Here is a 23135-nt window from a genome sequence, read left to right as displayed (position 1 = left end):
ACATTATTCTTTTTCTTCGTAAAAATCAAAATCGTCCAGTTCTTCACCGGATTCCACTAATTCGATATCAGCATTCGGGTTCGGGTAGATGCCCATTTCCCGAGCGTCAGTCTCGCTTTTAATGTCAATTTTCCATCCAGTCAATTTTGCTGCCAAACGGGCATTTTGCCCACGTTTGCCGATCGCAAGAGATAATTGATAGTCAGGAACAACAACCGTCGTTGATTTTGCTTCTTCATTGACTTGCACATCCAATACTTTGGATGGGCTAAGTGCATTGGCTACAAAGACTACCGGCTCTTCAGACCATTCAACAATATCGATTTTTTCTCCACTCAACTCATTGACGATCGTTTGGACACGTCCGCCTTTAGATCCGACGCATGACCCTACTGGATCAATGTCATCGCGGTGTGCGAATACGGAAATTTTAGAACGGTCTCCTGCTTCGCGTGCAATCGACTTGATTTCAACGATGCCGTCATAAATTTCAGGCACTTCGTTTTCAAACAGACGGCGAAGCAATCCCGGATGGGTGCGCGACACAAATACCTGTGGCCCGCGAGTTGTGCGCTCCACTTTTGTGATATACACTTTGATGCGGTCATGAGGCTTGTAATGCTCATTCGGCATTTGCTCAGTCTGTGGAAGCACTGCTTCAACTTTGCCAAGTCCTACGTACAAGTTGCGTGCGTCCATGCGTTCAACGATGCCGTTGACGATATCGTCAGCACGATCAACAAACTCTTCGAAGATTAGGCCGCGCTCAGCTTCACGAACACGTTGAGTTACAACTTGTTTCGCTGTCTGTGCAGCAATACGTCCGAAATTACGCGGCGTCACTTCTTCTTCCACCACATCTCCAAGCTCGTAAGCAGGGTTGATGACTTTAGCATCTTCCAATGAAATGTGAAGACGTTCGTCTTCCACTTCTTCTACAACATCCTTGCGGGAATAGACCAGCATCGTGCCGGTGTCCAAGTTCAAATCCACACGGACATTTTGTGCCTGGTTGAAATTCCGTTTGTATGCCGTTACCAATGCAGCTTCAATTGCCTCAATCAGGACTTCACGGGAAATCCCTTTTTGTTTCTCTAGTACTTCAAAAGCATCCAATAACTCACTGCTCATTTTATTCACTCCCAGGTTCTTCAATCAGGTTTAACAGAAAAATCAATGGCCAAACGGATTATCGCAATCTTATCTTTCGGAATGTTGATTATTTTTCTGCGTGTTTTGATTTTAATTTCAATTTCCACTTGTTCATCGTCATAGGACTTTAAATAGCCTTCAAACTCTTTTGCATCTTCAACCGGCTCATAAGTTTTGATGTAAATAAATTTACCGATAGCTTTCTCGAAATCTTTTTCCTTCTTCAACGGACGTTCTGCACCCGGAGATGAAACTTCCAGGAAATAATTTTGTTCAATCGGATCGAGTTGATCCAAAATCTCACTGAGCTTTTCACTTACTAAAGCACATTGATCAATATCAATCGGTGCTTCCGGATTGTCCACATACACTCGTAAAAACCAGTTGCGGCCTTCCTTAAGGAATTCCACATCTACAAGTTCCAGGGCTAGTTCACTGGTGATGGGTTGTGCTATCTTCTCGATTTGTTCTGTAATTTTGCTCATACATGCCTCCCGCCAATTTTATGCCATAACAAACAGAAAAGAGCGGGAGAACCCACTCTTCTGCGACAGAGCTATCAGTAAATGTTACTACAATAATACCACAAATCGCGCTGTGGTGCAACTGGCTAGAAGAGAGACAGTTGGTTGGCTTCAGGCATCCCTTCTAAACAGCCATGATCATCCATGTACTCGATGATCGTTTTTGAAACGCGGCCACGTTGCTGAAGGTCTTCCTTGGATAGGAATTCCCCATGTTCGCGTGCAGCCACGATGGATTTTGCGGCGTTGGTCCCTAATCCAGGAATGGCATTGAATGGCGGAATCAGGCTGTTGCCATCTATGATGAACTGATCAGCAGATGATTTGTATAAATCAACCTTTTGGAAGCTGTAGCCCCGCTCCACCATTTCCAGCGTCAATTCCATAACCGTCAGCAAGTTCTTCTCTTTTGTCGATGCTTCCAGGCCTTTGCTGTTGATTTCATCAATCACAGCACGAATCGAATGTGATCCTTTGGCCATAGCGTTGACATCAAAATCTTCTGCGCGCACTGTAAAATAAGCCGCATAGTAAAGAACAGGGAAATGCACTTTAAAGTAGGCGATGCGGACAGCCATCAAAACATAGGCAGCGGCGTGCGCTTTCGGGAACATGTACTTGATTTTTTTGCAGGACTCGATGTACCAGTTCGGCACGCCTTCTTTTTTCATGGCTTCTTCAAATTCTGGCGTCAATCCTTTACCTTTACGGACAGACTCCATGATTTTAAATGCCAAGGAAGATTCAAGTCCCTGGTAAATCAAATATACCATGATGTCATCACGGCAGCCGATTACGTCGGACAGCTGGCAGGTTCCATTTTGGATCAATTCCTGCGCATTGCTCAACCATACATCCGTCCCGTGGGACAATCCGGAAATCTGGACAAGTTCCGAGAATGTGTTCGGTTTTGTTTCTTCCAACATCTGGCGCACAAAACGCGTACCGAATTCAGGAATGCCGAGCGTGCCTGTTTTACAGCCAATCTGCTCTTTCGTCACACCGAGTGATTCAGGTCCGGCGAAGATTTTCATGACTTCCGGATCGTCAGTTGGGATGGTCTTCGGATCGATGCCGGACAAATCCTGGAGCATGCGGATCACTGTCGGATCATCGTGACCAAGTATATCGAGCTTCAATAGATTATCGTGGATAGAGTGGAAGTCAAAATGTGTAGTCTTCCATTCTGAATCCTGCGCATCTGCCGGGAATTGGATTGGCGAGAAATCATAGATGTCCATATAGTCCGGAACAACGATGATCCCCCCCGGATGCTGTCCAGTACTGCGCTTAACGCCCGAACATCCTTGTACAAGCCGGTCGATTTCCGCCCCGCGCAATGTCATGTCTCGATCGTTCGCGTAGCCGCGGACATAGCCATAAGCCGTCTTTTCCGCTACTGTGCCGATGGTGCCTGCACGGAAAACATTGTCTTCTCCAAACAGTTCCTTCGTATAGTTATGGGCAACTGCCTGGTATTCTCCACTGAAGTTCAAATCGATATCGGGAACTTTATCCCCTTTAAATCCTAAGAACGTTTCGAACGGAATATCCTGTCCTTCTTTTTGATAAGGAACATCACAATCCGGACAATTCTTGTCTTTTAAATCGAATCCTGAGCTGACAGAACCGTCATCAAAAAACTCCGATTTCTTGCATTTCCGGCAAATATAATGCGGCGGCAACGGATTGACTTCCGTTATTTCAGTCAGCGTCGCTACAAGCGAAGAACCGACCGATCCACGGGAACCAACCAAATAACCGTCATCCAATGATTTTTTAACCAGCTTATGGGAGATCAGATAGATGACCGCAAAACCATGTCCAATGATGGATTTCAATTCTTTCTCAATCCGCGCTTCCACGATTTCAGGCAAAGTATCTCCGTAAATTTGTCGGGCCATGTTGTAACTCAATTCCCGAACCTCTTCATCAGCGCCTTCAATTTTCGGTGTATACAATTCATCTTTAATTGGTTTGACAACATCGATCATCTCGGAGATTTTAACCGAGTTTTCCACAACCAGTTCATGGGCTGTTTCAGCACCGAGGAAATCAAATGCATCGAGCATTTCGTTGGTTGTTCTAAAATGCACTTTCGGCAGCTTGTGGCGATTCAACGGATTCGCCCCGCCTTGGGATCCGATAAGTACCTGTCTGAAAATGGCATCTGTCTCATCCAAGTAATGGACATTGCCCGTCGCAACCAAAGGTATTTCCAACTTACGGCTGATTTTCACCAATTTCCGGATAATGTCTTCCAAGTTCCATTCATCGCGGATCATTTCCCGCTCAATCAAATGGGAATAAACCTCTTTTGGATGAACTTCCAGATAATCGTAGAATTGCGCAGTCTGTTCAACTTCTTCCATTGATTTTTGCATGACCGCTTCGAAAACTTCGCCTTTGTCACAACCGGAACCGACCAGCAGGCCTTTCCGATGTCGTTGGAGCAATGAACGCGGAATGCGAGGCACCCGGTAGAAATAATCGATGTGAGATGCAGACACCAGTTTGAAGAGATTTTTCAGCCCCTCATTGTTCTGCGCCAACAGTGTGCAATGGGTCGGCCGTGAACGTTTATAAGCGTCTCCGCTGCCCACATAATCGTTTAATTGGTCATGATAAAGAATGCCTTTTTGATCTGCTTCTTTTAAGAGATGCGTCAATAAATAAGATGTCGCTTCCGTATCGTAAATGGCCCGGTGATGCTGTGTCAGCTCGATTCCGAACTTTTTGGCCAACGTGTTCAATCGGTGGTTTTTCAGTTCTGGATGAAGCATACGCGCCAATTCCAGTGTATCGATCGTGGCATGCTTTGTTTCAATACCGTATTTCTTATAGCAGACATACAGGAAGCCCATGTCGAATGAAGCGTTATGGGCAACCATGATGTGGTCGCCTGCCCATTCGTGGTATTTGCGGATCACTTCTTCCACTTCCGGTGCGTTTTTGACCATATCATCGGTGATGCCAGTCAAATCAATCGTTGTCGATGAAAGCTCATGATGAGGATTCGCAAAGCTCTCGAATTTATCGATGATCTGGCCGCCTTTGATTTTAACAGCAGCTAATTCAATGATGGTATCGTAAACAGCGGACAAGCCCGTGGTCTCTAAGTCAAACACAACGAACGTTTCATCTTCCAATAAAGCATGGCGCTCTTCATAAGCGATCGGTACACCGTCATCCACTAAATTCGCTTCCAAGCCAAAAATCGCTTTAATGCCATGTTTTTTGCTGGCTGCATATGCATCCGGGAATGACTGTACGCCGGCATGATCCGTAATGGCAATCGCCGGATGGCCCCATCTGGCAGCTTGGCTGACCAATGATTCAACAGACGAAACGGCGTCCATTTGGCTCATCGGTGTGTGCAGATGCAACTCGACGCGTTTTTCTTCAGCTGTATCTTGGCGAAGAACCGGTTTGATCTCAACCATATCCTGTGCCATCATCACCAGATCCCGCACAAAGGTATCCGTCTGAATCGAACCGCGAGCTCTTAACCACATGCCTTTTTTAGCATTGGCCATCAATTCAGCATCTTCTTTGTCACGTGAGAACATCTTCACAAGAATCGAATCGGTATAGTCTGTAATCTTGACGGTCAATAATGAACGGCCGCTCCGAAGTTCTCTGACTTCTGCATCAAAGACGTAGCCTTCAATGGTCACTCGACGTTCCTCATCAACAATCGATTGGATTTCCACAATATTTTCATCCGGTTTGATAGCCGTACCCATCTGGAAAGGCCCAGAAGGCGTACCGTTCTCTTTTCGGTTCGTCTCCCGCTTTTTCATATCGGACAAGGCTTTATTCGCCATCTCCTCTTCTTCACGCAGACGTTCTGCCATGAAAGCCGCATGCGCCGCTTCCTGGTCTTCGTTCGACAGCTGAAAATCGATGGAGACATGCGGGAATCCAAACTGGCGGTATACCCCAGCCAGTTTATCGCTGTATTTTGACTTTAATGCCATCATTTCGTGTTCATGATTGCATTGCAGCAGAAGCTTGTTGCCGTTCCAAACCGGCGCCTGTGACAGCAATCGTTCACGCAGCGGCGGCGCCATGTCAGCCAATTCTTCAACCGCGTATCTCCAGTAGGATAAGACGAGGTTTTCCTGTGCTGTCTCTTGTGCAGATTCGATGTTCAATTGAACCGAAGCAATTGGAGAAAATGTGCTATATAGTCGTTCTTTAAGTAATAGGTACAAATCGATCGGCAGGATATTCTTTACTTTTACAAGGAATTTCCACGATCGTTCTTTTTTATGGACAGTCATCCGTGTCAGTTCAGCCTCTTCGAAAAAGGGCATATGTACATCGTCCGTTAAGTCGAGATGCTGAAGCAGCATTTTAAACCGCATCTTAGGATCTTGCTGGTTTGTCATAATTATCCCCTTCGTAGTAGTGATTTAAGAAAGCGTACGTGCATTTTGTCTGGCGGCGTTGGATTAGGGCAATTTAACATTTGAACATACTAAACATTTGCTGGTATGGATTTTTCGCCATCCAGTTCCACTAAACCCCAAGCTTTAGCATCTGCACAGCTGAGATAGCTCTGATACAAAATGAGAGCTGTATCACTGATCTGCTTTCCCGCAACGATTTCTTTACACTTTACACATTTAACTATTTTGCTAAAACCATTTCTTTCGTTCACCTTAAAAAAGTGCAAACTCACATTTACAATTTTCTCGAACAAGCAGAAAAAGAAAGGAAAGTACAATTTGTACTTTCCTTTCATCATATCAGATTTTGCTGTTATTTTTTAAAAAACTGCTGCAATTGATCAAGCAATTCGTCACGTGTCCATTCGAATGTTTCACCTGTCCGACGTATTTTGACTTCCAGAATTCCTTCAGCCGCTTTTTTACCGATGGTGATGCGAACCGGCAACCCAATCAGGTCAGCGTCTGTGAATTTCACGCCTGCCCGTTCTTTGCGGTCATCAAGCAGCACTTCGTAGCGATTTGATTTCAATAGGGAATACAACTCTTCACCGAGTTCGCGCTGTATATCATCCTTGACGTTTACAGGTACGAGATGAACTTCGTAAGGAGCAACGATGTCCGGCCATGTAAAGCCATTGTCGTCCTGGAATTGTTCAGCAACGGCAGCCATCACACGTGATACGCCGATTCCATAGCATCCCATGATATAAGGCATCGCTTTTCCTTGATCGTTCAGGAATGTGCCTTTAAGCGGAATGCTGTATGTCGTCCCCAATTTAAAGATATGGCCGACTTCAATGCCTTTGGCAAATTGAATTGTGCCTTGGCCGTCCGGCGATGCATCCCCTTCCTGGATAAAACGAAGGTCGTGGTAAGCAGCGCCCGTAAAGTCTTTTCCGGGCGTAACATTTTTGTAGTGATGGCCGCTTTCGTTCGCGCCAGTTACACCATTGACCATGTTTTCCACCGCGTGATCAGCAAACAAGCGGACTTCAGCAGGAAGATTAATCGGTCCAAGAGAGCCGATGTCACACGCCAGTAATTGCTGTACTTCTTCAGGTGTTGCCATCTCAACAACTTTAGCACCTGTTGCATGTTTGACTTTGACGTCATTAATATCATGATCGCCTCTCGCCAAAACGATTACCAATTCGTCATCCGCTTTAAAAACCAGGGTTTTGATGCATTTTTCAGCAGTCGTCCCCATGAATTCTGCTACCTCAGCAATGGTATTCTTGCCTGGCGTTGCCACTTTTTCCATTTCTCCTGGTGTTTCGTCTGAAACCGGATATGAAACATTGACTGCTGCCATTTCGATGTTCGCTGCATAAGAAGAACTATCGGAATACGCAATCGTATCTTCACCGATTTCCGACAGCACCATGAATTCGTGGTTATCTTTTCCTCCGATAGCACCTGAATCCGCAATTACAGCACGGAAATCAAGTCCCAGGCGTGTGAAGATATTGGTGTAAGCCTGCATCATGACGTCATAAGTTTCATCCAGGCTTTCAGGAGTAGCATGGAACGAATAAGCATCTTTCATCAGGAATTCACGGCCACGCAATAATCCGAAACGCGGACGTTTTTCGTCTCTGAACTTTGACTGTATTTGGAACAGATTTAAAGGCAGCTTCTTATAGGATTTGATTTCATCCCGCAACAAGCTAGTGATGACTTCTTCGTGTGTCGCACCTAGAGCGAATTCACGATCATTCCGGTCCTTCAAACGCATTAATTCGTCACCGTAAGAATACCAACGCCCTGATTCCTGCCACAATTCAGCTTGCTGAAGTGCTGGCATAAAGATTTCAACACTGTTAGCGGCTTCCATTTCTTCTCGGATAACGGTTTCCACTTTTTGCAGTACACGTTTGCCGAGCGGCAGGAATGAGTAAATGCCGCTTGTGTTTTGGCGGATAAAGCCCGCGCGCAATAAAAGCTGATGCGATTTTACTTCGGCATCGGCTGGAGTTTCACGTAATGTTGGGATAAAAGTTGCTGTTTGTTTCATTCCAGAATACACCTCAACTGACTATAGAATTTTTATAAAGGGATTAAAAGTTGAGGACAGGCAATAATAATCGCCTGTCCGGTAATGCTCAATCAATTATTAAAAGAAATATTTTTGGATATCGTTCCACGTGACGACGATCATCAACAGCATGAGAAGCATGATCCCGACAAAATGAACCATTCCTTCTTTTTGCCGATCAACCGGCTTGCCGCGCACCGCTTCAAGAATGAAGAACATGAGACGTCCGCCGTCCAATGCCGGAAGCGGAAGCAGGTTCATGATTCCCAAGTTGATGCTGAGCATACCTGCCCAGCTCATCAATGTGAAGAAACCGTATTTGGCTACTTCTTCAGTCGTCTTGTAAATTCCAACCGGACCTGATAAAGCATCAATCGTAAATTGGCCGGTTACAAGCATTCCTAGCAAACGGAAGATCTCTTTGAACCAGAAGACGGTTTGTTCAGCACCGTACACAAAAGATCCAAAAAAGTCTTTTTCGACAGGACTTTGATACAGTACGCCGATTACGCCGATTTCTTCAGGCGATTGTTCGGATACCTCAGGAGTGATGGTGAAATTCAATGGCTCTCCGTTACGTTCAACTTCGAACTCAAGAGCATTGCCGGCATTGTTCTGAACTGATTCAACCAGTTCATCCCAAGTGCCAATCGGATTCCCTTCAATTTCAGTCACCAAATCGCCGTTTTGCATCCCGGCTTCTGCTGCCGGACTGTCTTCTGTCACTTCGGTAATGACAGGTTCAAAGGTAGGAATTCCTTGCATCATGCCAAGCGCCGTGAAAATCAGAAACGCCAGGATGAAGTTGAATAACGGACCTGCGAAAATCGTCATAAACCGTTTTCCGACTGACTTCGAATCAAACTGACGGTCGTAAGGAGCCAAAATGGTTTCTCTGCCATTTTCCTCTACAACTGCATCTCGTGCCACTTCGATGCGGATCAGCTTTTCCTCTTCATCATATCCTTTGATCCACAATTCTTTTTCCAGGTCCGCTTCTTCTACTTCAAGAAACAAGATCTCCGGATAAACATGCTTTTGGTTCATGATGATCTTTTTAGCCTGGCCTTCTTTGTTCAACAGAACGCCGATGCGATGGCCTGCTTGAAGATGAATGGTATCCATATCTTCCCCGGCCATGCGTACATATCCACCAATCGGCAATAAACGCAGTGTATAAAGCGTTTCCCCTTTGGTGATGCCTAAAATTTTCGGGCCCATTCCGATTGCAAATTCGCGCACTAAAATGCCGGAGCGTTTGGCAAACAGGAAATGGCCAAATTCATGGAAAAACACTAAAGCACCGAAAATTATTATAAACGAGATAACTGTCTCCATTTTGAACCCATCCTTATAAAGTTATTCGGTTTTGATCTTTAGCTATTTTAGCATGTTTTTTACAGATTTTCTCGTTTCAGCATCGACATGCAAGATCGTTTCCAAGTCAGGTGTTGCAATAACTTCGTGCTGATCCATCGCCCGCTCGATCATTTCCTCAATCTCAAGGAATTTAATTTCCTCATTCAGGAATAGCGCAACAGCCTGTTCGTTTGCGGCATTGAGGACAGTGGTCATCGTGCCTCCTGCAACACCGGCATCAAATGCCAGCTGCAATGCCCGAAACCGCGTGTAGTCCATCTCTTGGAAATTCAGTTTTCCGATTTCAGCCAAATTCAACCGTTTCGCCTGCTCACGTGGAAGGCGGTCAGGATACGATAAGGCATATTGAATCGGGACACGCATATCGGGTGTGCCGAGCTGTGCCATAACACTGGTGTCCTGGAACTCGACCATGGAATGGATGATGCTTTCGCGGTGAAGCACCACATCTATATCCGCATATGCGAAATCAAACAAAATGTGTGCTTCGATCACTTCAAGCCCTTTATTGACCATAGTGGCTGAATCAATGGTGATTTTCGATCCCATTGACCAATTCGGATGGTTTAACGCATCTTGGACGGTGACGTTTTTCAACTGTTCACGCGTCAAGTCACGGAAACTGCCGCCTGAAGCCGTTAGAATCAAACGGCTTGCCTGGTCTTTCTTTTCTCCATTCAAGGCTTGGAATAAAGCTGAGTGCTCACTGTCAACAGGCAGGATGGCCGCACCGAATTGTTTGGCGCTTTCCATCACAAGATGTCCTGCTGTCACCAAGGTTTCTTTATTGGCAATCGCAATGGTTCGTCCAAGTTTGATGGCTTCAAGGGTCGGTTCCAGTCCCACACTGCCAAGAACTGCATTAACCAAAATGTCAGCCTCATAAACAGCAATGTCGATAAGCCCTTCAGCGCCTGATACGATTGCCACAGCCGGATATTCAGCCGCTAAATCCTTAGCGTCTTCTTTCCGCTGCACACAGACGATTTCAGGTTTGAATTCAGCAATCAGGTTACGTGTGACGTCCATATTTTTTCCGGCAGAAAAACCGACCAATTTAAATTCATGTGGATGTTCACGGATGATGTCAGCTGTCTGTACACCAATTGAACCCGTAGCACCCAGCAACGTAATTTTCTTAACCATTCAGCAATTTCCTCTCTTAGATGAAATGTAAAAAATGAAGCAAAGGCATTACAAATAAAATACTGTCAAAACGATCCAGAATTCCGCCGTGCCCCGGCAAAATCGAACCTGAATCCTTCACATTGAAGTGGCGTTTTAATGCAGATTCCACCAAATCACCCATTTGCCCAAAAATCGAGGCGATGATCGTCACAATGATAATCAGGAAGATTGAATGGTTTAAAGGAATAAAATAATTGAAGATCAAAGCAATTCCAATCGCCCAGATGATGCCACCCACAAAACCTTCTATTGTTTTGTTTGGGGAAATTTCCGGCCATAGCTTCCGCTTGCCGATTTTTCGGCCTGTAAAATAAGCACCTGAATCTGTGAACCATACAACCAACAATGCAAAAATCAAAAAGCTTAAACTGGCTTCACGTGTCTCAATAAAATAAAAGAACCCGATGCCGACATATAAAGTACCCATAATAGCGAAAGCCGCATCATCAAAGGTGAAGCTGTTTTTCACAATAACCGTATGTATCAATAAAAGAATAACAGCTAAAAAGGCAAATTCGACTTTTTCATAGCCTGTCCATTCAAGTACATTGTCTGCCCATTGATCGGGCAGCATAAACGCGTATAGCGCCAACAAAGAAATAAGGCCGGGAATACTCCATAAACTCCGGCCTTTCATTTTCAAAAGCTCTTGCAATGCGATTGTCCCCAGCAAATAGACCAAGAGGATAAATGGCACTCCTCCATAAATGACAAAAGGGATAAAAAGCGCAGCCGCAATAGCCCCTGTTATAATACGCTGTTTCATTTCACTTCGTCTCCTTTCAACCCTCCGTACCGGCGATTGCGTTTTTGGTAATTCTCAATCGCTTCCAGTAAGGAATCTTCATTAAAATCGGGCCATAAAGTTTCCGTGAACCAAAACTCGGTATAGGCTAATTGCCAAAGCATAAAATTGCTTAAACGAACTTCACCACTTGTGCGGATCAATAAATCCGGCTCAGGCAGCCCTTTTGTCATTAAGCCCCCCGAAATAAGGTCTTCGTTGATATCACTGACATCCAACGTTCCCGCAGCAACCTGTGCAGCAATGTCTTTGACGGCATCGACTATTTCTGCGCGGCTGCCGTAGTTCAAAGCAAAGTTCAAAACAAGCCCCGTATTTTCCTTGGTCGCCTCTTTTGCCTTTTTGATGGCTCTCAATGTATGCAAAGGCAAATTATGATGATACCCCATCATTTCCACACGAACATTTTCTTCAATGAGTTCTGGAAGGAAGGTTGTCAAAAACTCTTCAGGCAAACGCATCAAAAAATCCACTTCGATTTTTGGGCGTTTCCAGTTTTCAGTGGAAAATGCATATAAGGTCAATACGCCAACCCCAAGTTCATTGGCCAGTTTGGTCACTTTTCGGACCGTCTTCATTCCTTCGTGATGTCCAGCGACTCTTGGCAACGAACGTTTTTTTGCCCAGCGTCCATTACCGTCCATAATAATTGCTATATGGGCCGGAACGGCTTCATTCGAAATCAAAACTGAGCGATCTCCACTTTCCAAGACCAAATCAGTATTTCGCTTTAGTAGTTTATTAAACATAGTTAGTCCTCCACCTATTACAAATCGGCATGTCTATTGCTTATCATATCAAAAAAAACGGCATTGTGCGCTTCTTTCCCAATACAGCATTTATTTTTGGCATGAAAAAGCGTCCTGCTTAACAGGACGCCTGACATGAAATGAAGTTCGATTAAACTTCCATAATCTCTTTTTCTTTATCTTTAGCCATTTCGTCGATCTTCGCGATGTTGTCGTCCGTCAATTTCTGGACATCATCGGTATAGCCACGCAAGTCATCCACTGTAATTTCACTTTTCTTCTCCAGCTTCTTGAACTCGTCATTCGCATCACGGCGAATATTACGGATTCCGACTTTCGATTCTTCTGCTTCTTTTTTCACTTGCTTCACAAGGTCTTTGCGGCGCTCTTCCGTTAAAGCAGGAACTGCCAAGCGAATCACTGAACCATCATTTGATGGGCTTAATCCCAGATCAGATTTAAGAATCGCTTTTTCAATATCGCCCAGAACTGATTTGTCGTATGGCTGAATCATGATTAGACGCGCTTCTGGAATCGAGATTCCAGCAACCTGGTTAACCGGTGTTGGAGAACCGTAATAATCGATCGTCAATTTATCCAAAATCGACGGCGTTGCACGGCCGGCACGGATTGAAGACAAATCGCGCGAGAAAGCCTGAATTGCATTAGTCATTTTAGATTTAGTTTCACTCATCACTGTTTTCGGCATTATATTGTTCTCCTCACTACTGTCCCGATTTTCTCTCCGAGAACAGCCCGTTTTATATTTCCGTTTTCCATAATTGAGAATACTACGAGTGGGATATCATTGTCCATACAAAGTGTGGAAGCTGTAGAATCCATCACTTGCAAGCCTTGTTGGATCACATCGAAATAAGAAAGCTCTTCGTATTTCACAGCTTCTGAATCCGTCTTCGGATCAGCTGAATAAACACCATCAACATTGTTTTTCGCCATCAAGATGACATCGGCTTCAATTTCTGCCGCACGCAATGCTGCTGTTGTATCAGTTGAGAAGTAAGGATTTCCGGTACCGGCTGCAAAAATGACGACACGCTTTTTCTCCAAATGGCGAATCGCTCTTCTGCGGATATAAGGTTCAGCTACTTGGCGCATTTCAATGGAGGACAATACGCGGGTTTCCACATCCTGCTTTTCCAATGAATCCTGTAAAGCCAATGAGTTCATAACTGTTGCCAGCATGCCCATGTAATCAGCTGTCGCACGGTCCATTCCCATTTCAGAACCGACTTTGCCTCTCCAGATATTGCCGCCGCCTACAACGACTGCCACTTCCACTCCGAGTTCAACCACTTCTTTAACTTGGCTTGCTACTGATTTGATAATTTCAGGGGACAATCCGAAACCTTGCCCTCCTGCCATTGCTTCACCACTTAGTTTTAATACAATGCGTTTATATTGCTGAACACTCATCGGTACCCTCCATTACATAATTTATTGAAAAATAGGGAACACATTCTCGTGTTCCCCGAAATGAATCATATGATAAATGATCTTATTTTTTGTTAACTTGGCTCATAACTTCATCAGCAAAGTTATCTTCGCGTTTTTCGATGCCTTCTCCAACTTCGTAACGGATGAATTCTTTAACAGATCCACCTGTTGAAGCTGCAAAATCACGAACTTTTTGATCTGAGTTTTTAACGAATGCTTGGTCAAGCAAGCAGATGTCTTCGAAATATTTGCCAAGGCGGCCTTCGACCATTTTAGCAACGATTTTTTCAGGTTTGCCTTCATTCAATGCTTGCTCAGTCAAGATTTTGCGCTCGTGTTCTACTTCTTCAGCAGAAACTTCATCGCGTGATACATATTTAGGGTTCAATGCAGCAATGTGCATAGCGATATCGCGTGCAGCATCTGAATCAGTAGAGTTTTCAAGAACAACTAGTACTGAAATTCTTCCGCCCATGTGCAGGTAAGGACCGAAAGCATCTGCATCTGATTTTGTGCGTACTTCAAAGCGGCGCAAAGTAATTTTTTCACCGATTTTAGCGATAGCGTTAGAAATGTGGTCAGCAACTGTCAAACCATTAGACATAGTTGAAGCATTAGCTTCTTCTACTGTAGCTGGTTTAGTTGTGATCAAGTGCTCGCCTAATTCTTTTACTAATGTTTGGAACCCTTCGTTTTTCGCAACAAAGTCAGTTTCCGCATTCACTTCGAAGATTACTGCTTCGTTTTCTTTTACAAGAATAGAAGTTGTTCCTTCAGCTGCGATACGGTCTGCTTTTTTAGAAGCGCTTGAAAGGCCTTTTTCGCGTAGGAAATCAAGAGCTGCTTCCATATTACCGTCTGTTTCTACTAATGCTTTTTTGCAATCCATCATACCTGCGCCTGTTTTTGCACGCAATTCTTTTACCATTTGTGCTGTAACTGCCATGATTAAATTCCTCCTCTGTATTTGCTTGCTATCATTTTCTCAAAAAAAGGTGATAAGAGGGGTTGGCCGCTTATCACCTGTGTAAATTACGAATTACTCAGCAGATTCAGCTTGAGTTTCTTCTTCTTCCGGTTTTGATTCAAGCAAAGCATCCGCCATTTTACCAGTCAACAATTTAACTGCGCGAATAGCATCATCGTTTGCAGGAATAACATAATCGATTTCATCCGGATCACAGTTCGTATCAACGATACCAACGATTGGAATGTTCAATTTCATTGCTTCTGCAACTGCAATGCGTTCTTTGCGTGGGTCAACTACGAACATAACGTCCGGTAGTGAACTCATATCACGGATACCGCCAAGGAATTTAACAAGGCGTTCGTGTTGTTTCTTCAATTGCACAACTTCTTTTTTCGGCAGAACTTCGAAAGTTCCATCTTCTTCCATGCGCTCGATTTGTTTCAAACGGTTCACACGTTTTTGGATTGTACCGAAGTTTGTAAGTGTTCCACCCAACCAACGTTGGTTGATGTAGTAGTTGCCAGAACGTTCTGCTTCTTCTTTGATTGCGTCCTGAGCTTGTTTTTTCGTACCAACGAAAAGTACTTTACCGCCTTCTTCGCCCACTTGTTTCATGAAGCTATAAGCTTCCTCCAATTTGCGGACTGTTTTTTGAAGATCGATGATGTAGATACCGTTACGTTCCACGAAAATATATTTTTTCATTTTCGGGTTCCAACGACGAGTTTGGTGACCGAAGTGTACACCAGCTTCTAACAATTGTTTCATTGAGATTACTGCCATGATTTGTTTCCTCCTGATAGGTTATTTTTTCCCTCCGCATTTTTCTTCTCTGAACCGTTACCCGCATGGGCACCTACGACTCAAATCGAAATGCGTGTGTATTTAACACCATTTGAAATTATACCACGCTTTACGCGAAGACCGCAACAAGTTTCTCTCATAAAAACTAAAACAAATTTAAAATGATCAAATGCCTTTTCTTTCATCACTTTGGCAGTTTTACGGGAATACTCTCGCAGAAGCGCCCTCCATACATTCAAGTCATCCGAGCTCTTAAAGAAGAACTTGTATGCTTCAATCCGTTAAGTACAGAAAAACCGGTTTTAATCCATTAAAAAAACGATGCCAGGCAGATCCCCGCATCGTTTCTTGTTTACTTAGTTCATTTTCAATTGTTCAAGTTCAGCAAGGAATTTCGTGTTCAATACTTTGATGTATGTCCCTTTCATTCCTAGAGAGCGTGATTCGATAACGCCTGCACTTTCAAGCTTGCGAAGTGCGTTTACGATAACTGAACGTGTAATACCCACGCGGTCAGCAATTTTCGAAGCTACCAGCAAGCCTTCGTTGCCGTCAAGTTCTTCGAAAATATGTTCGATTGCTTCAAGCTCACTATATGAAAGTGAAGAAATCGCCATCTGCACAACAGCTTTGCTGCGTGCTTCCTCTTCGATGCGGTCGCCTTTTTCACGAAGGATTTCCATCCCTACTACAGTAGCGCCGTATTCTCCAAGAATTAAATCGTCGTCATGGAATTCTGCATCTACACGTCCAAGAAGAAGTGTTCCTAAACGTTCTCCGCCGCCATTGATCGGAACGATTGTTGTTAAGCCGTTTTTGAACAATTCACGTTCTTCCACCGGGAAGATCGTGTGTTCACTGTTAACATCCAAGTTCTCAGTTGTTTCAGTGATGTTCGAAAGCTTTTGAGTGTATTCAATCGGAAATTGGCGTTCTTCCAACATCCCTTTCATACGCTCGTTTTCGATTTGTTGGTTAATTGCATAACCTAATACTTTACCTTTGCGGCTAACTACGAAAGCGTTACATTCAATTACTTCGCTCAATGTCTCAGCCATGTCTTTAAAGTTTACTTTTTTACCGCCTGCTGCTTCCAGCATAGAGTTAATTCGTCTTGTTTTTCCTAATAAATTCATTTAAATGAACCTCCTACATAATTCGTACCCTGTTTATTCAATATTCTAAAGGTTTTTACTCTTTATTGAAACTAATTCGCCTTGATTTACAGAATAAATTGTGACAAGTCTTTATTTTTCGCCACATTTTCGAGTTTTTCATTCACATATTGGGGGGTAATGTCAATTTGCGCTGGTGAAATCTCGGAAGCTTCGAAAGACAAATCCTCTAACAGGCGCTCGAGTATAGTGTGCAGCCTACGAGCACCGATGTTATCTGTGTCCTGATTTACTTCATATGCAATTTCTGCAAGTCTGACTATTGAGGCATCATTGAAGTGTACCACAATTCCCTCAGTTTCGAGAAGGGCTTTATACTGATTTATCAAAGAATGTTTCGGTTCCGTCAAGATTTTGACAAAATCTTCAACTTCAAGCTTCTGCAATTCCACACGGATCGGGAATCGGCCTTGCAGCTCAGGGATCAGATCGGATGGTTTCGACATGTGGAATGCCCCGGCAGCAACAAACAACATATAATCCGTTTGGACTGCACCGTACTTAGTCGAAACCGTGGAACCTTCAACGATCGGCAAAATGTCACGCTGGACACCTTCACGCGAAACATCAGCAGATGAAGAATTACTCTTGCTGGCGATTTTATCCATTTCGTCGATGAAGATGATGCCGTGCTGCTCAGCGCGGTCAATCGCTTCCTGCGAAATTTCTTCATCATCCACCAATTTAGCGGCTTCTTCAGTCGTTAAAATGCGGCGGGCTTCTTTTACCTGCAAACGCCGTTTTTTCTTTTTCTTCGGCATCAGCGATGATAACGCATCCTGCATGTTCGCACCCATTTGTTCCATTCCCGAGCCTTGCATGGCATCAAACATGGACAATGTGTTTTCAAGCACTTCCACTGTTACCCATTCATCTTCCAGCTTTCCAGCTTTCAGGTCTGCAGCAATTTCTCTTCTCTTCACCCGAACTTCCACTTCCGCTGTCGGTTCTTCCTCTTCCTGCTCGAATTTCTGGCCAAAAAGCATTTCCAGCGGGTTTTGGTTCGTTTGTTTCTTGCGCATGGACGGTGCCAGCAACTTGACGATCCGCTCATTGGCAGCGGTTTCCGCCTGGAACTTCACAGCTTCGAATTTTTCTTCTTTGACGATTCTTACAGCGGCTTCAACCAGGTCGCGTACCATCGATTCGACGTCACGGCCGACATAGCCGACTTCCGTAAACTTCGTCGCTTCCACTTTGATGAAAGGCGCTCCCGTCAGTTTAGCGATACGGCGGGCGATTTCCGTCTTGCCCACACCTGTCGGCCCGATCATCAAGATGTTTTTCGGAATGACTTCACCACGCATTTCTTCATCCAGCCGGCTTCGGCGATACCGATTGCGCAATGCGATGGCAATAGAACGTTTCGCTTCTTTTTGGCCGACGATGTAGCGATCCAAATGGTCAGTGATTTGTCTTGGCGTTAAATCAGATTGATTTTTCATTAGGACAATTCCTCCACAACGATTTGATGATTGGTGTAGACACAGATATCCGCGGCTGTTTCCAAAGCGGATTGTGCGATTTGCGCAGCGGTCAGATTATCGCCTGCGTATTTTTTCAAGGCACGCCCTGCTGCCAATGCATAGTTTCCGCCTGAACCGATTGCCAAAATGCCATCATCCGGCTCGATGACTTCACCTGTTCCGGATACCAGCAGCAATTCGTCTTTGTTCATGATGATGAGCATAGCTTCCAATTGGCGAAGCATTTTGTCCCCGCGCCATTGTTTAGCCAGTTCAACTGCAGCGCGTTGAAGATTGCCGTTGTACTCCGTCAGCTTCCCTTCGAACATCTCGAACAAGGTAAAAGCATCTGCAACCGATCCTGCAAATCCGGTCAGCACTTGCCCGTTGTATAATTTCCGTACTTTTCTGGCTGTATGTTTCATGACTACGGCGTTGCCGAATGTTACCTGGCCATCGCCTGACATGGCGCATTTGCCGTTATGCTGAACCGCGAATATCGTGGTGGCATGGAATTCTTGCATGATAAAATCTCCTCTCTAAGCTCTTGGGTGTGAATTTAAATAGGTATTCCGTAAATGCTCTTTGGTGACATGGGTGTATACCTGTGTTGAACTTAAATGGGAATGCCCCAGCAGTTCCTGTACAGTCCGGATATCAGCACCATTATTGATCAGGTGAGTAGCGAATGTGTGGCGGATCATATGCGGATAAATCGATGAATTGACAGATGCCTTCTTCATGCATTCACTTAGAATATGGCGAACACCCCGGTCTGTCAAAGCTTCACCCCGGCTGTTAACAAACAGATGATCGTGTTTTTGATTCTTCATCAACTTAGGACGCGAATCCTCAATGTAATGTTCCAGGGCATCCTGGGCAAACTGTCCGTATGGGATATAGCGCTCTTTCCGGCCTTTCCCCATCACTTTGACAATCTGCATCGTTTGATCCAAATCTCCCATTCGAATCGAAACGCATTCACTGACACGCATGCCCGTAGCATACAGCAATTCCAATAACGCGGTGTTGCGGATCGATAATTTATCTTCTCCCACAACCGATTTGAACAGCTGAGCCAGCTCTTCTTCATAAAAGAATTGCGGCAGCCGCTCTTCTTTTTTCGGATGGTACAATGACCTGAATGCTGCTTCATTCAATCCAAATTCACGGTTTCCATAACGGAAAAATGAGCGGATTGCTGAAATCTTCCGGGAAACCGTCGTTCTGGATAATTTGGCATCATATAATTTCGTCACGTAATTTCGTGCATGTATATATTCGACTTCTTTGATATCAGGTACGCCCTCGGCATTCAAAAACAGAAAAAAATCCATCAAATCATGTTCATAATGGTGGACGGTGTGTTCAGAATAGTTCTTCTCCAGTTGAATATAGGTCATAAAAGATTCAAGCATCTTTTCTTTTTCCATATATGCTCCACCTTTCACCAAATACAAAAGCCTCTAAATTATACCAAAATTTAGAGGCTTTTATCAATTAAACAGTCACTGTATTCATATAATTTTGAATTGCCGCCAATGCACGATCGGCATGCTTCTCAGCTCGTTCCTGCTTCGAACGGATGCGTTCACCCAAGTCCGGGAACAGTCCGAAGTTGACGTTCATCGGCTGGAAGTTCTTGCTGTCGGCTTCCGTAATGTAACGCGCCATGCTGCCCAGGGCTGTTTCAGCCGGGAATACCAGCAATTCTTCACCTAAAGCCATTTTAGCTGCGTTGATTCCTGCCAGCAATCCGCTTCCCGCTGATTCAACATAGCCTTCGACTCCAGTCATTTGACCCGCGAAGAAAATGTTTTCATCAGCCTTCAATTGGTATGTCGGCTTCAGAACGCGCGGTGAGTTGATGAATGTATTGCGGTGCATCACGCCATAACGGACGATTTCAACATTTTCAAGTCCTGGAATCAATTTAAGCACTTCTTTTTGAGGTCCCCATTTCAAATGCGTTTGGAAACCCACAATATTGTAAAGTGTTCCAGCCGCATCATCCTGGCGAAGCTGAACGACTGCATAAGGGATTTTGCCCGTTTTCGGATCTTCCAGTCCAACTGGTTTCATCGGTCCAAACGTCAAGGTCTTCTCGCCTCTGGCTGCCATTACTTCGACTGGCATACAGCCTTCGAAATAAATCTCTTTTTCGAATTCTTTCAATGGCACCACTTCTGCTTCGACAAGAGCTGTATGGAAACGCTTGAACTCTTCTTCTGTCATCGGGCAGTTCAGATAAGCCGCTTCCCCTTTGTCATAACGGGATTTCAGATAAACTTTGTCCATATCAATGCTGTCTTTTTCGACGATCGGCGCTGCTGCATCATAAAAATACAAATATTCTTCGCCTGTCAAAACGCGAATTTTTTCCGCAAGTGCCGGAGAAGTCAATGGACCAGTGGCAATGATTGTGATGCCTTCCGGAATTTCAGTCACTTCTTCGTTGATCACTTCCACCAATGGGTGATTTTTTACTTTGTCGGTCACAGCTCCGGCAAACTCATGGCGATCCACAGCAAGTGCTCCACCAGCTGGCACAGATGCCCGGTCTGCAGATTCAATGATCACCGAATCCAATTTGCGCATTTCTTCTTTGATGACACCAACTGCATTTGTTAGGGAATTGGCGCGCAATGAATTGCTGCATACCAGTTCCGCAAACTTGTCCGTATGATGGGCTGCTGTCTGCTTTACCGGACGCATTTCGTATAGACGGACGTTTACTCCCCGTTTCGCGATTTGCCAAGCAGCTTCACTGCCCGCCAGTCCTGCGCCAATTACGTTTACATATTTCGTCATTTTCGAACACCTCTATAATTATTATTGAACTTCTTCTTTGTAATCACAGCTCGTGCAATTGATTTGAACGCCTTTTTTCACTTTTTTCTCTACCAGCAATTCGTTGCACTTCGGACACGGCCGTTCAATCGGTTTATCCCATGAAACGAATTCGCATTCCGGATACCGTTCGCAACCGTAGAATATCCGGCGCTTCTTGCTCTTTCTTTCAACGATCTCGCCTTCTTTACAGGTCGGGCATTTGACATCGATGTGTTTGACGATCGCTTTTGTATTCCGGCATTCCGGGAAATTGCTGCAAGCCATGAATTTGCCGTAACGCCCCAATTTATAGACCATCGGCGAACCGCATAACTCACAATCCTCTCCCACAGGCTCATCTTTGATCTGGACTTTTTCCATTTCACTTTCCGCGACTTCAACACTTTTTTCAAAGTCTTGATAAAATGCGTCAATAATAGCGCGCCAATCGACTTCGCCATCTTCAACGGTATCTAGATCGTGTTCCATTTTGGCAGTAAACTCGATATTCAAAATGTCCGGGAAAAATTCGAGCACCAGCTGATGGACAATCTCACCCAATTCGGTCGGGATAAACCGTTTGGCATCCAATGTCACATAGCCGCGTTTTTGGATGGTATCCAGTGTAGGCGCGTACGTGGACGGACGCCCTATCCCCAGTTCTTCGAGTGTCCGCACTAAGCGGGCCTCCGTAAAGCGTGGAGGCGGCTGCGTAAAATGCTGATTCGGCGTAACTTCAAGCGCTGTCACGATATCCCCTTCATCCATTTCCGGCAGAATATTGTCTTTTTCTTCTTTTTGGTCATCCGTGCCTTCAATATAAAGTTTCATGAAGCCCGGAAATTTGACCTGGGAACCATTCGCACGGAATACCGCTTCTCCGTTCTGCAATTCAGCCATAACCGTGTCCAGGACTGCCGGTGACATCTGGCTCGCTACGAAACGATCCCAAATCAATTTATACAAACGATATAAATCTCTTGATAGAATGCTCTTCATCGATTCCGGTGTCCGCATCACACTTGTCGGACGCACCGCTTCGTGGGCATCCTGAGATTTCGCTGATTGCTTGGCAGCAGCTTTTTGCGTGACGTATTGTTCACCGTAATTATCAACGATGAAATCGATTGTATCTTTTTTCGCTGTATCGGAGATCCGTGTGGAATCTGTCCGCATATACGTAATCAAACCGGTGATGCCTTCTTTACCCACTGCAATACCTTCATACAATTGCTGCGCGAGCATCATTGTTTTTTTAGCACGGAAGTTTAATTTGCGGGCAGCTTCCTGCTGGAGTGAAGAGGTTGTAAAAGAGGGGGATGGGTTTCTCTTTCTCTCTTTTTTCACCACGCGGTTTACCGTAAAGTCTTTGCCGGACATGGTGGCCATAACGGCGTTAACGTCAGCTTCATTCTGTAATTTCATTTTTTCTTTTGCATTGCCGTAGAACTGCGCTTCAAATTTCTTCTTGTCCTTCTCGAAATCACCAGTGATGGACCAGTATTCTTCTGGTTCAAAGTTTTTGATTTCGTTTTCACGGTCAATGACGAGTCGAAGTGCAACGGATTGCACGCGTCCGGCCGATAGGCCTTTTTTAACTTTTTTCCACAACAATGGGCTGATGCTGTAGCCCACGAGACGATCCAATATTCGGCGCGCCTGTTGCGCATCGACTAAATCCATATCGATTTTGCGGGGATGCTTGAATGATTCCTTGATGGCATCCTTGGTGATTTCGTTGAATACCACTCGGCAATCCGAGGTTTGATCAATGCCGAGCGCTGTTGCCAAATGCCATGCAATCGCTTCCCCTTCTCTGTCGGGGTCAGCCGCGAGAAAGACTTTCTTCGCTTTTTTCGCTTCTTTTTTAAGATCCTGCAAGATCGGCCCTTTGCCTCTGATTGTAATGTAACGAGGTTCATAATTGTTTTCAACATCCACAGCCATTTGGCTGCGGGGCAAATCACGTAAATGTCCTAGTGATGCACGGACTTTATATTTCTTGCCCAAATACCGTTCGATTGTTTTCGCCTTTGCAGGCGACTCAACAATCACTAAAAAATCCGCCATAATATTTTCCTCCTCATAGAGGTTTCTCAGAACTGCTTAAAGAATTACCTGTTGCAAAATGTATAACAGATTT

General features: G+C 44.6%; 18 protein-coding genes. All 18 read right to left on the bottom strand.

From position 1 onward, the window contains the following. Positions 1–3: 3 nt before the first annotated feature. On the bottom strand, positions 4–1131 hold the full coding sequence (gene nusA / locus QMA04_RS06610; RefSeq protein WP_191714132.1) for a transcription termination factor NusA: 1128 nt from the start codon (positions 1129–1131) through the stop codon (positions 4–6). A 20-nt stretch (positions 1132–1151) separates the two neighbouring features. Further along, the gene (rimP, locus tag QMA04_RS06605) at positions 1152–1637 is read right to left on the bottom strand and encodes a ribosome maturation factor RimP (protein ID WP_191714131.1); all 486 of its coding nucleotides are present in this window, start codon (positions 1635–1637) and stop codon (positions 1152–1154) included. Positions 1638–1762: 125 nt separating this feature from the next. Next, positions 1763–6070 (bottom strand): PolC-type DNA polymerase III, encoded by a 4308-nt coding sequence (locus QMA04_RS06600; protein WP_290184633.1) that lies wholly within the window; start codon positions 6068–6070, stop codon positions 1763–1765. Between the two features lie 373 nt (positions 6071–6443). Then, on the bottom strand, positions 6444–8147 hold the full coding sequence (locus tag QMA04_RS06595) for a proline--tRNA ligase (protein WP_290184631.1): 1704 nt from the start codon (positions 8145–8147) through the stop codon (positions 6444–6446). 99 nt (positions 8148–8246) lie between these two features. Then, a complete protein-coding gene (gene rseP, locus QMA04_RS06590; RefSeq protein ID WP_191714128.1) occupies positions 8247–9506 on the bottom strand; it encodes an RIP metalloprotease RseP in 1260 nt (419 codons plus the stop codon). Between the two features lie 42 nt (positions 9507–9548). Beyond that, positions 9549–10694, bottom strand: a complete 1146-nt coding sequence (gene dxr, locus QMA04_RS06585; protein ID WP_290184630.1) for a 1-deoxy-D-xylulose-5-phosphate reductoisomerase — start codon at positions 10692–10694, stop codon at positions 9549–9551. A 16-nt stretch (positions 10695–10710) separates the two neighbouring features. Next, positions 10711–11502 carry a phosphatidate cytidylyltransferase gene (locus QMA04_RS06580; RefSeq protein WP_191714126.1) on the bottom strand — a complete coding sequence of 264 codons (792 nt, stop codon included), beginning with the start codon at positions 11500–11502 and terminating at the stop codon, positions 10711–10713. Further along, a complete protein-coding gene (locus QMA04_RS06575) occupies positions 11499–12290 on the bottom strand; it encodes an undecaprenyl pyrophosphate synthase (protein ID WP_191714125.1) in 792 nt (263 codons plus the stop codon). Before QMA04_RS06575 ends, QMA04_RS06580 begins: the two co-directional genes overlap by 4 nt. Before the next feature lie 151 nt (positions 12291–12441). Then, positions 12442–12999 (bottom strand): ribosome recycling factor, encoded by a 558-nt coding sequence (gene frr / locus QMA04_RS06570; RefSeq protein ID WP_290184629.1) that lies wholly within the window; start codon positions 12997–12999, stop codon positions 12442–12444. Then, positions 12999–13724, bottom strand: a complete 726-nt coding sequence (gene pyrH, locus QMA04_RS06565; protein WP_191714123.1) for a UMP kinase — start codon at positions 13722–13724, stop codon at positions 12999–13001. The genes frr and pyrH overlap by 1 nt, the downstream gene beginning before the upstream one ends. Positions 13725–13806: 82 nt before the next feature. Then, a complete protein-coding gene (tsf, locus tag QMA04_RS06560) occupies positions 13807–14691 on the bottom strand; it encodes a translation elongation factor Ts (protein WP_203339434.1) in 885 nt (294 codons plus the stop codon). Between the two features lie 93 nt (positions 14692–14784). Then, positions 14785–15498, bottom strand: coding sequence for a 30S ribosomal protein S2 (gene rpsB / locus QMA04_RS06555; RefSeq protein ID WP_290184628.1), 714 nt, complete (start codon positions 15496–15498; stop codon positions 14785–14787). A gap of 377 nt (positions 15499–15875) precedes the next feature. Continuing rightward, complete coding sequence (codY, locus tag QMA04_RS06550) at positions 15876–16655, bottom strand: GTP-sensing pleiotropic transcriptional regulator CodY (protein ID WP_191714121.1); 780 nt, start codon at positions 16653–16655, stop codon at positions 15876–15878. 86 nt (positions 16656–16741) lie between these two features. After that, positions 16742–18139 (bottom strand): ATP-dependent protease ATPase subunit HslU, encoded by a 1398-nt coding sequence (gene hslU, locus QMA04_RS06545; protein WP_191714120.1) that lies wholly within the window; start codon positions 18137–18139, stop codon positions 16742–16744. Next, positions 18139–18684, bottom strand: coding sequence for an ATP-dependent protease subunit HslV (gene hslV, locus QMA04_RS06540; protein ID WP_146556600.1), 546 nt, complete (start codon positions 18682–18684; stop codon positions 18139–18141). The genes hslU and hslV overlap by 1 nt, the downstream gene beginning before the upstream one ends. A gap of 15 nt (positions 18685–18699) precedes the next feature. Continuing rightward, the gene (gene xerC, locus QMA04_RS06535) at positions 18700–19593 is read right to left on the bottom strand and encodes a tyrosine recombinase XerC (RefSeq protein ID WP_191714119.1); all 894 of its coding nucleotides are present in this window, start codon (positions 19591–19593) and stop codon (positions 18700–18702) included. A 67-nt stretch (positions 19594–19660) separates the two neighbouring features. Further along, complete coding sequence (gene trmFO / locus QMA04_RS06530) at positions 19661–20971, bottom strand: FADH(2)-oxidizing methylenetetrahydrofolate--tRNA-(uracil(54)-C(5))-methyltransferase TrmFO (protein WP_191714118.1); 1311 nt, start codon at positions 20969–20971, stop codon at positions 19661–19663. Positions 20972–20992: 21 nt separating this feature from the next. After that, the gene (topA, locus tag QMA04_RS06525; RefSeq protein WP_191714117.1) at positions 20993–23062 is read right to left on the bottom strand and encodes a type I DNA topoisomerase; all 2070 of its coding nucleotides are present in this window, start codon (positions 23060–23062) and stop codon (positions 20993–20995) included. Between the last annotated feature and the right edge of the window lie 73 nt (positions 23063–23135).

The organism is Planococcus sp. APC 3900 (assembly GCF_030407735.1).
Taxonomy (GTDB): domain Bacteria; phylum Bacillota; class Bacilli; order Bacillales_A; family Planococcaceae; genus Planococcus; species Planococcus notacanthi.
This window is presented reverse-complemented; position numbering and strand designations above follow the sequence as displayed.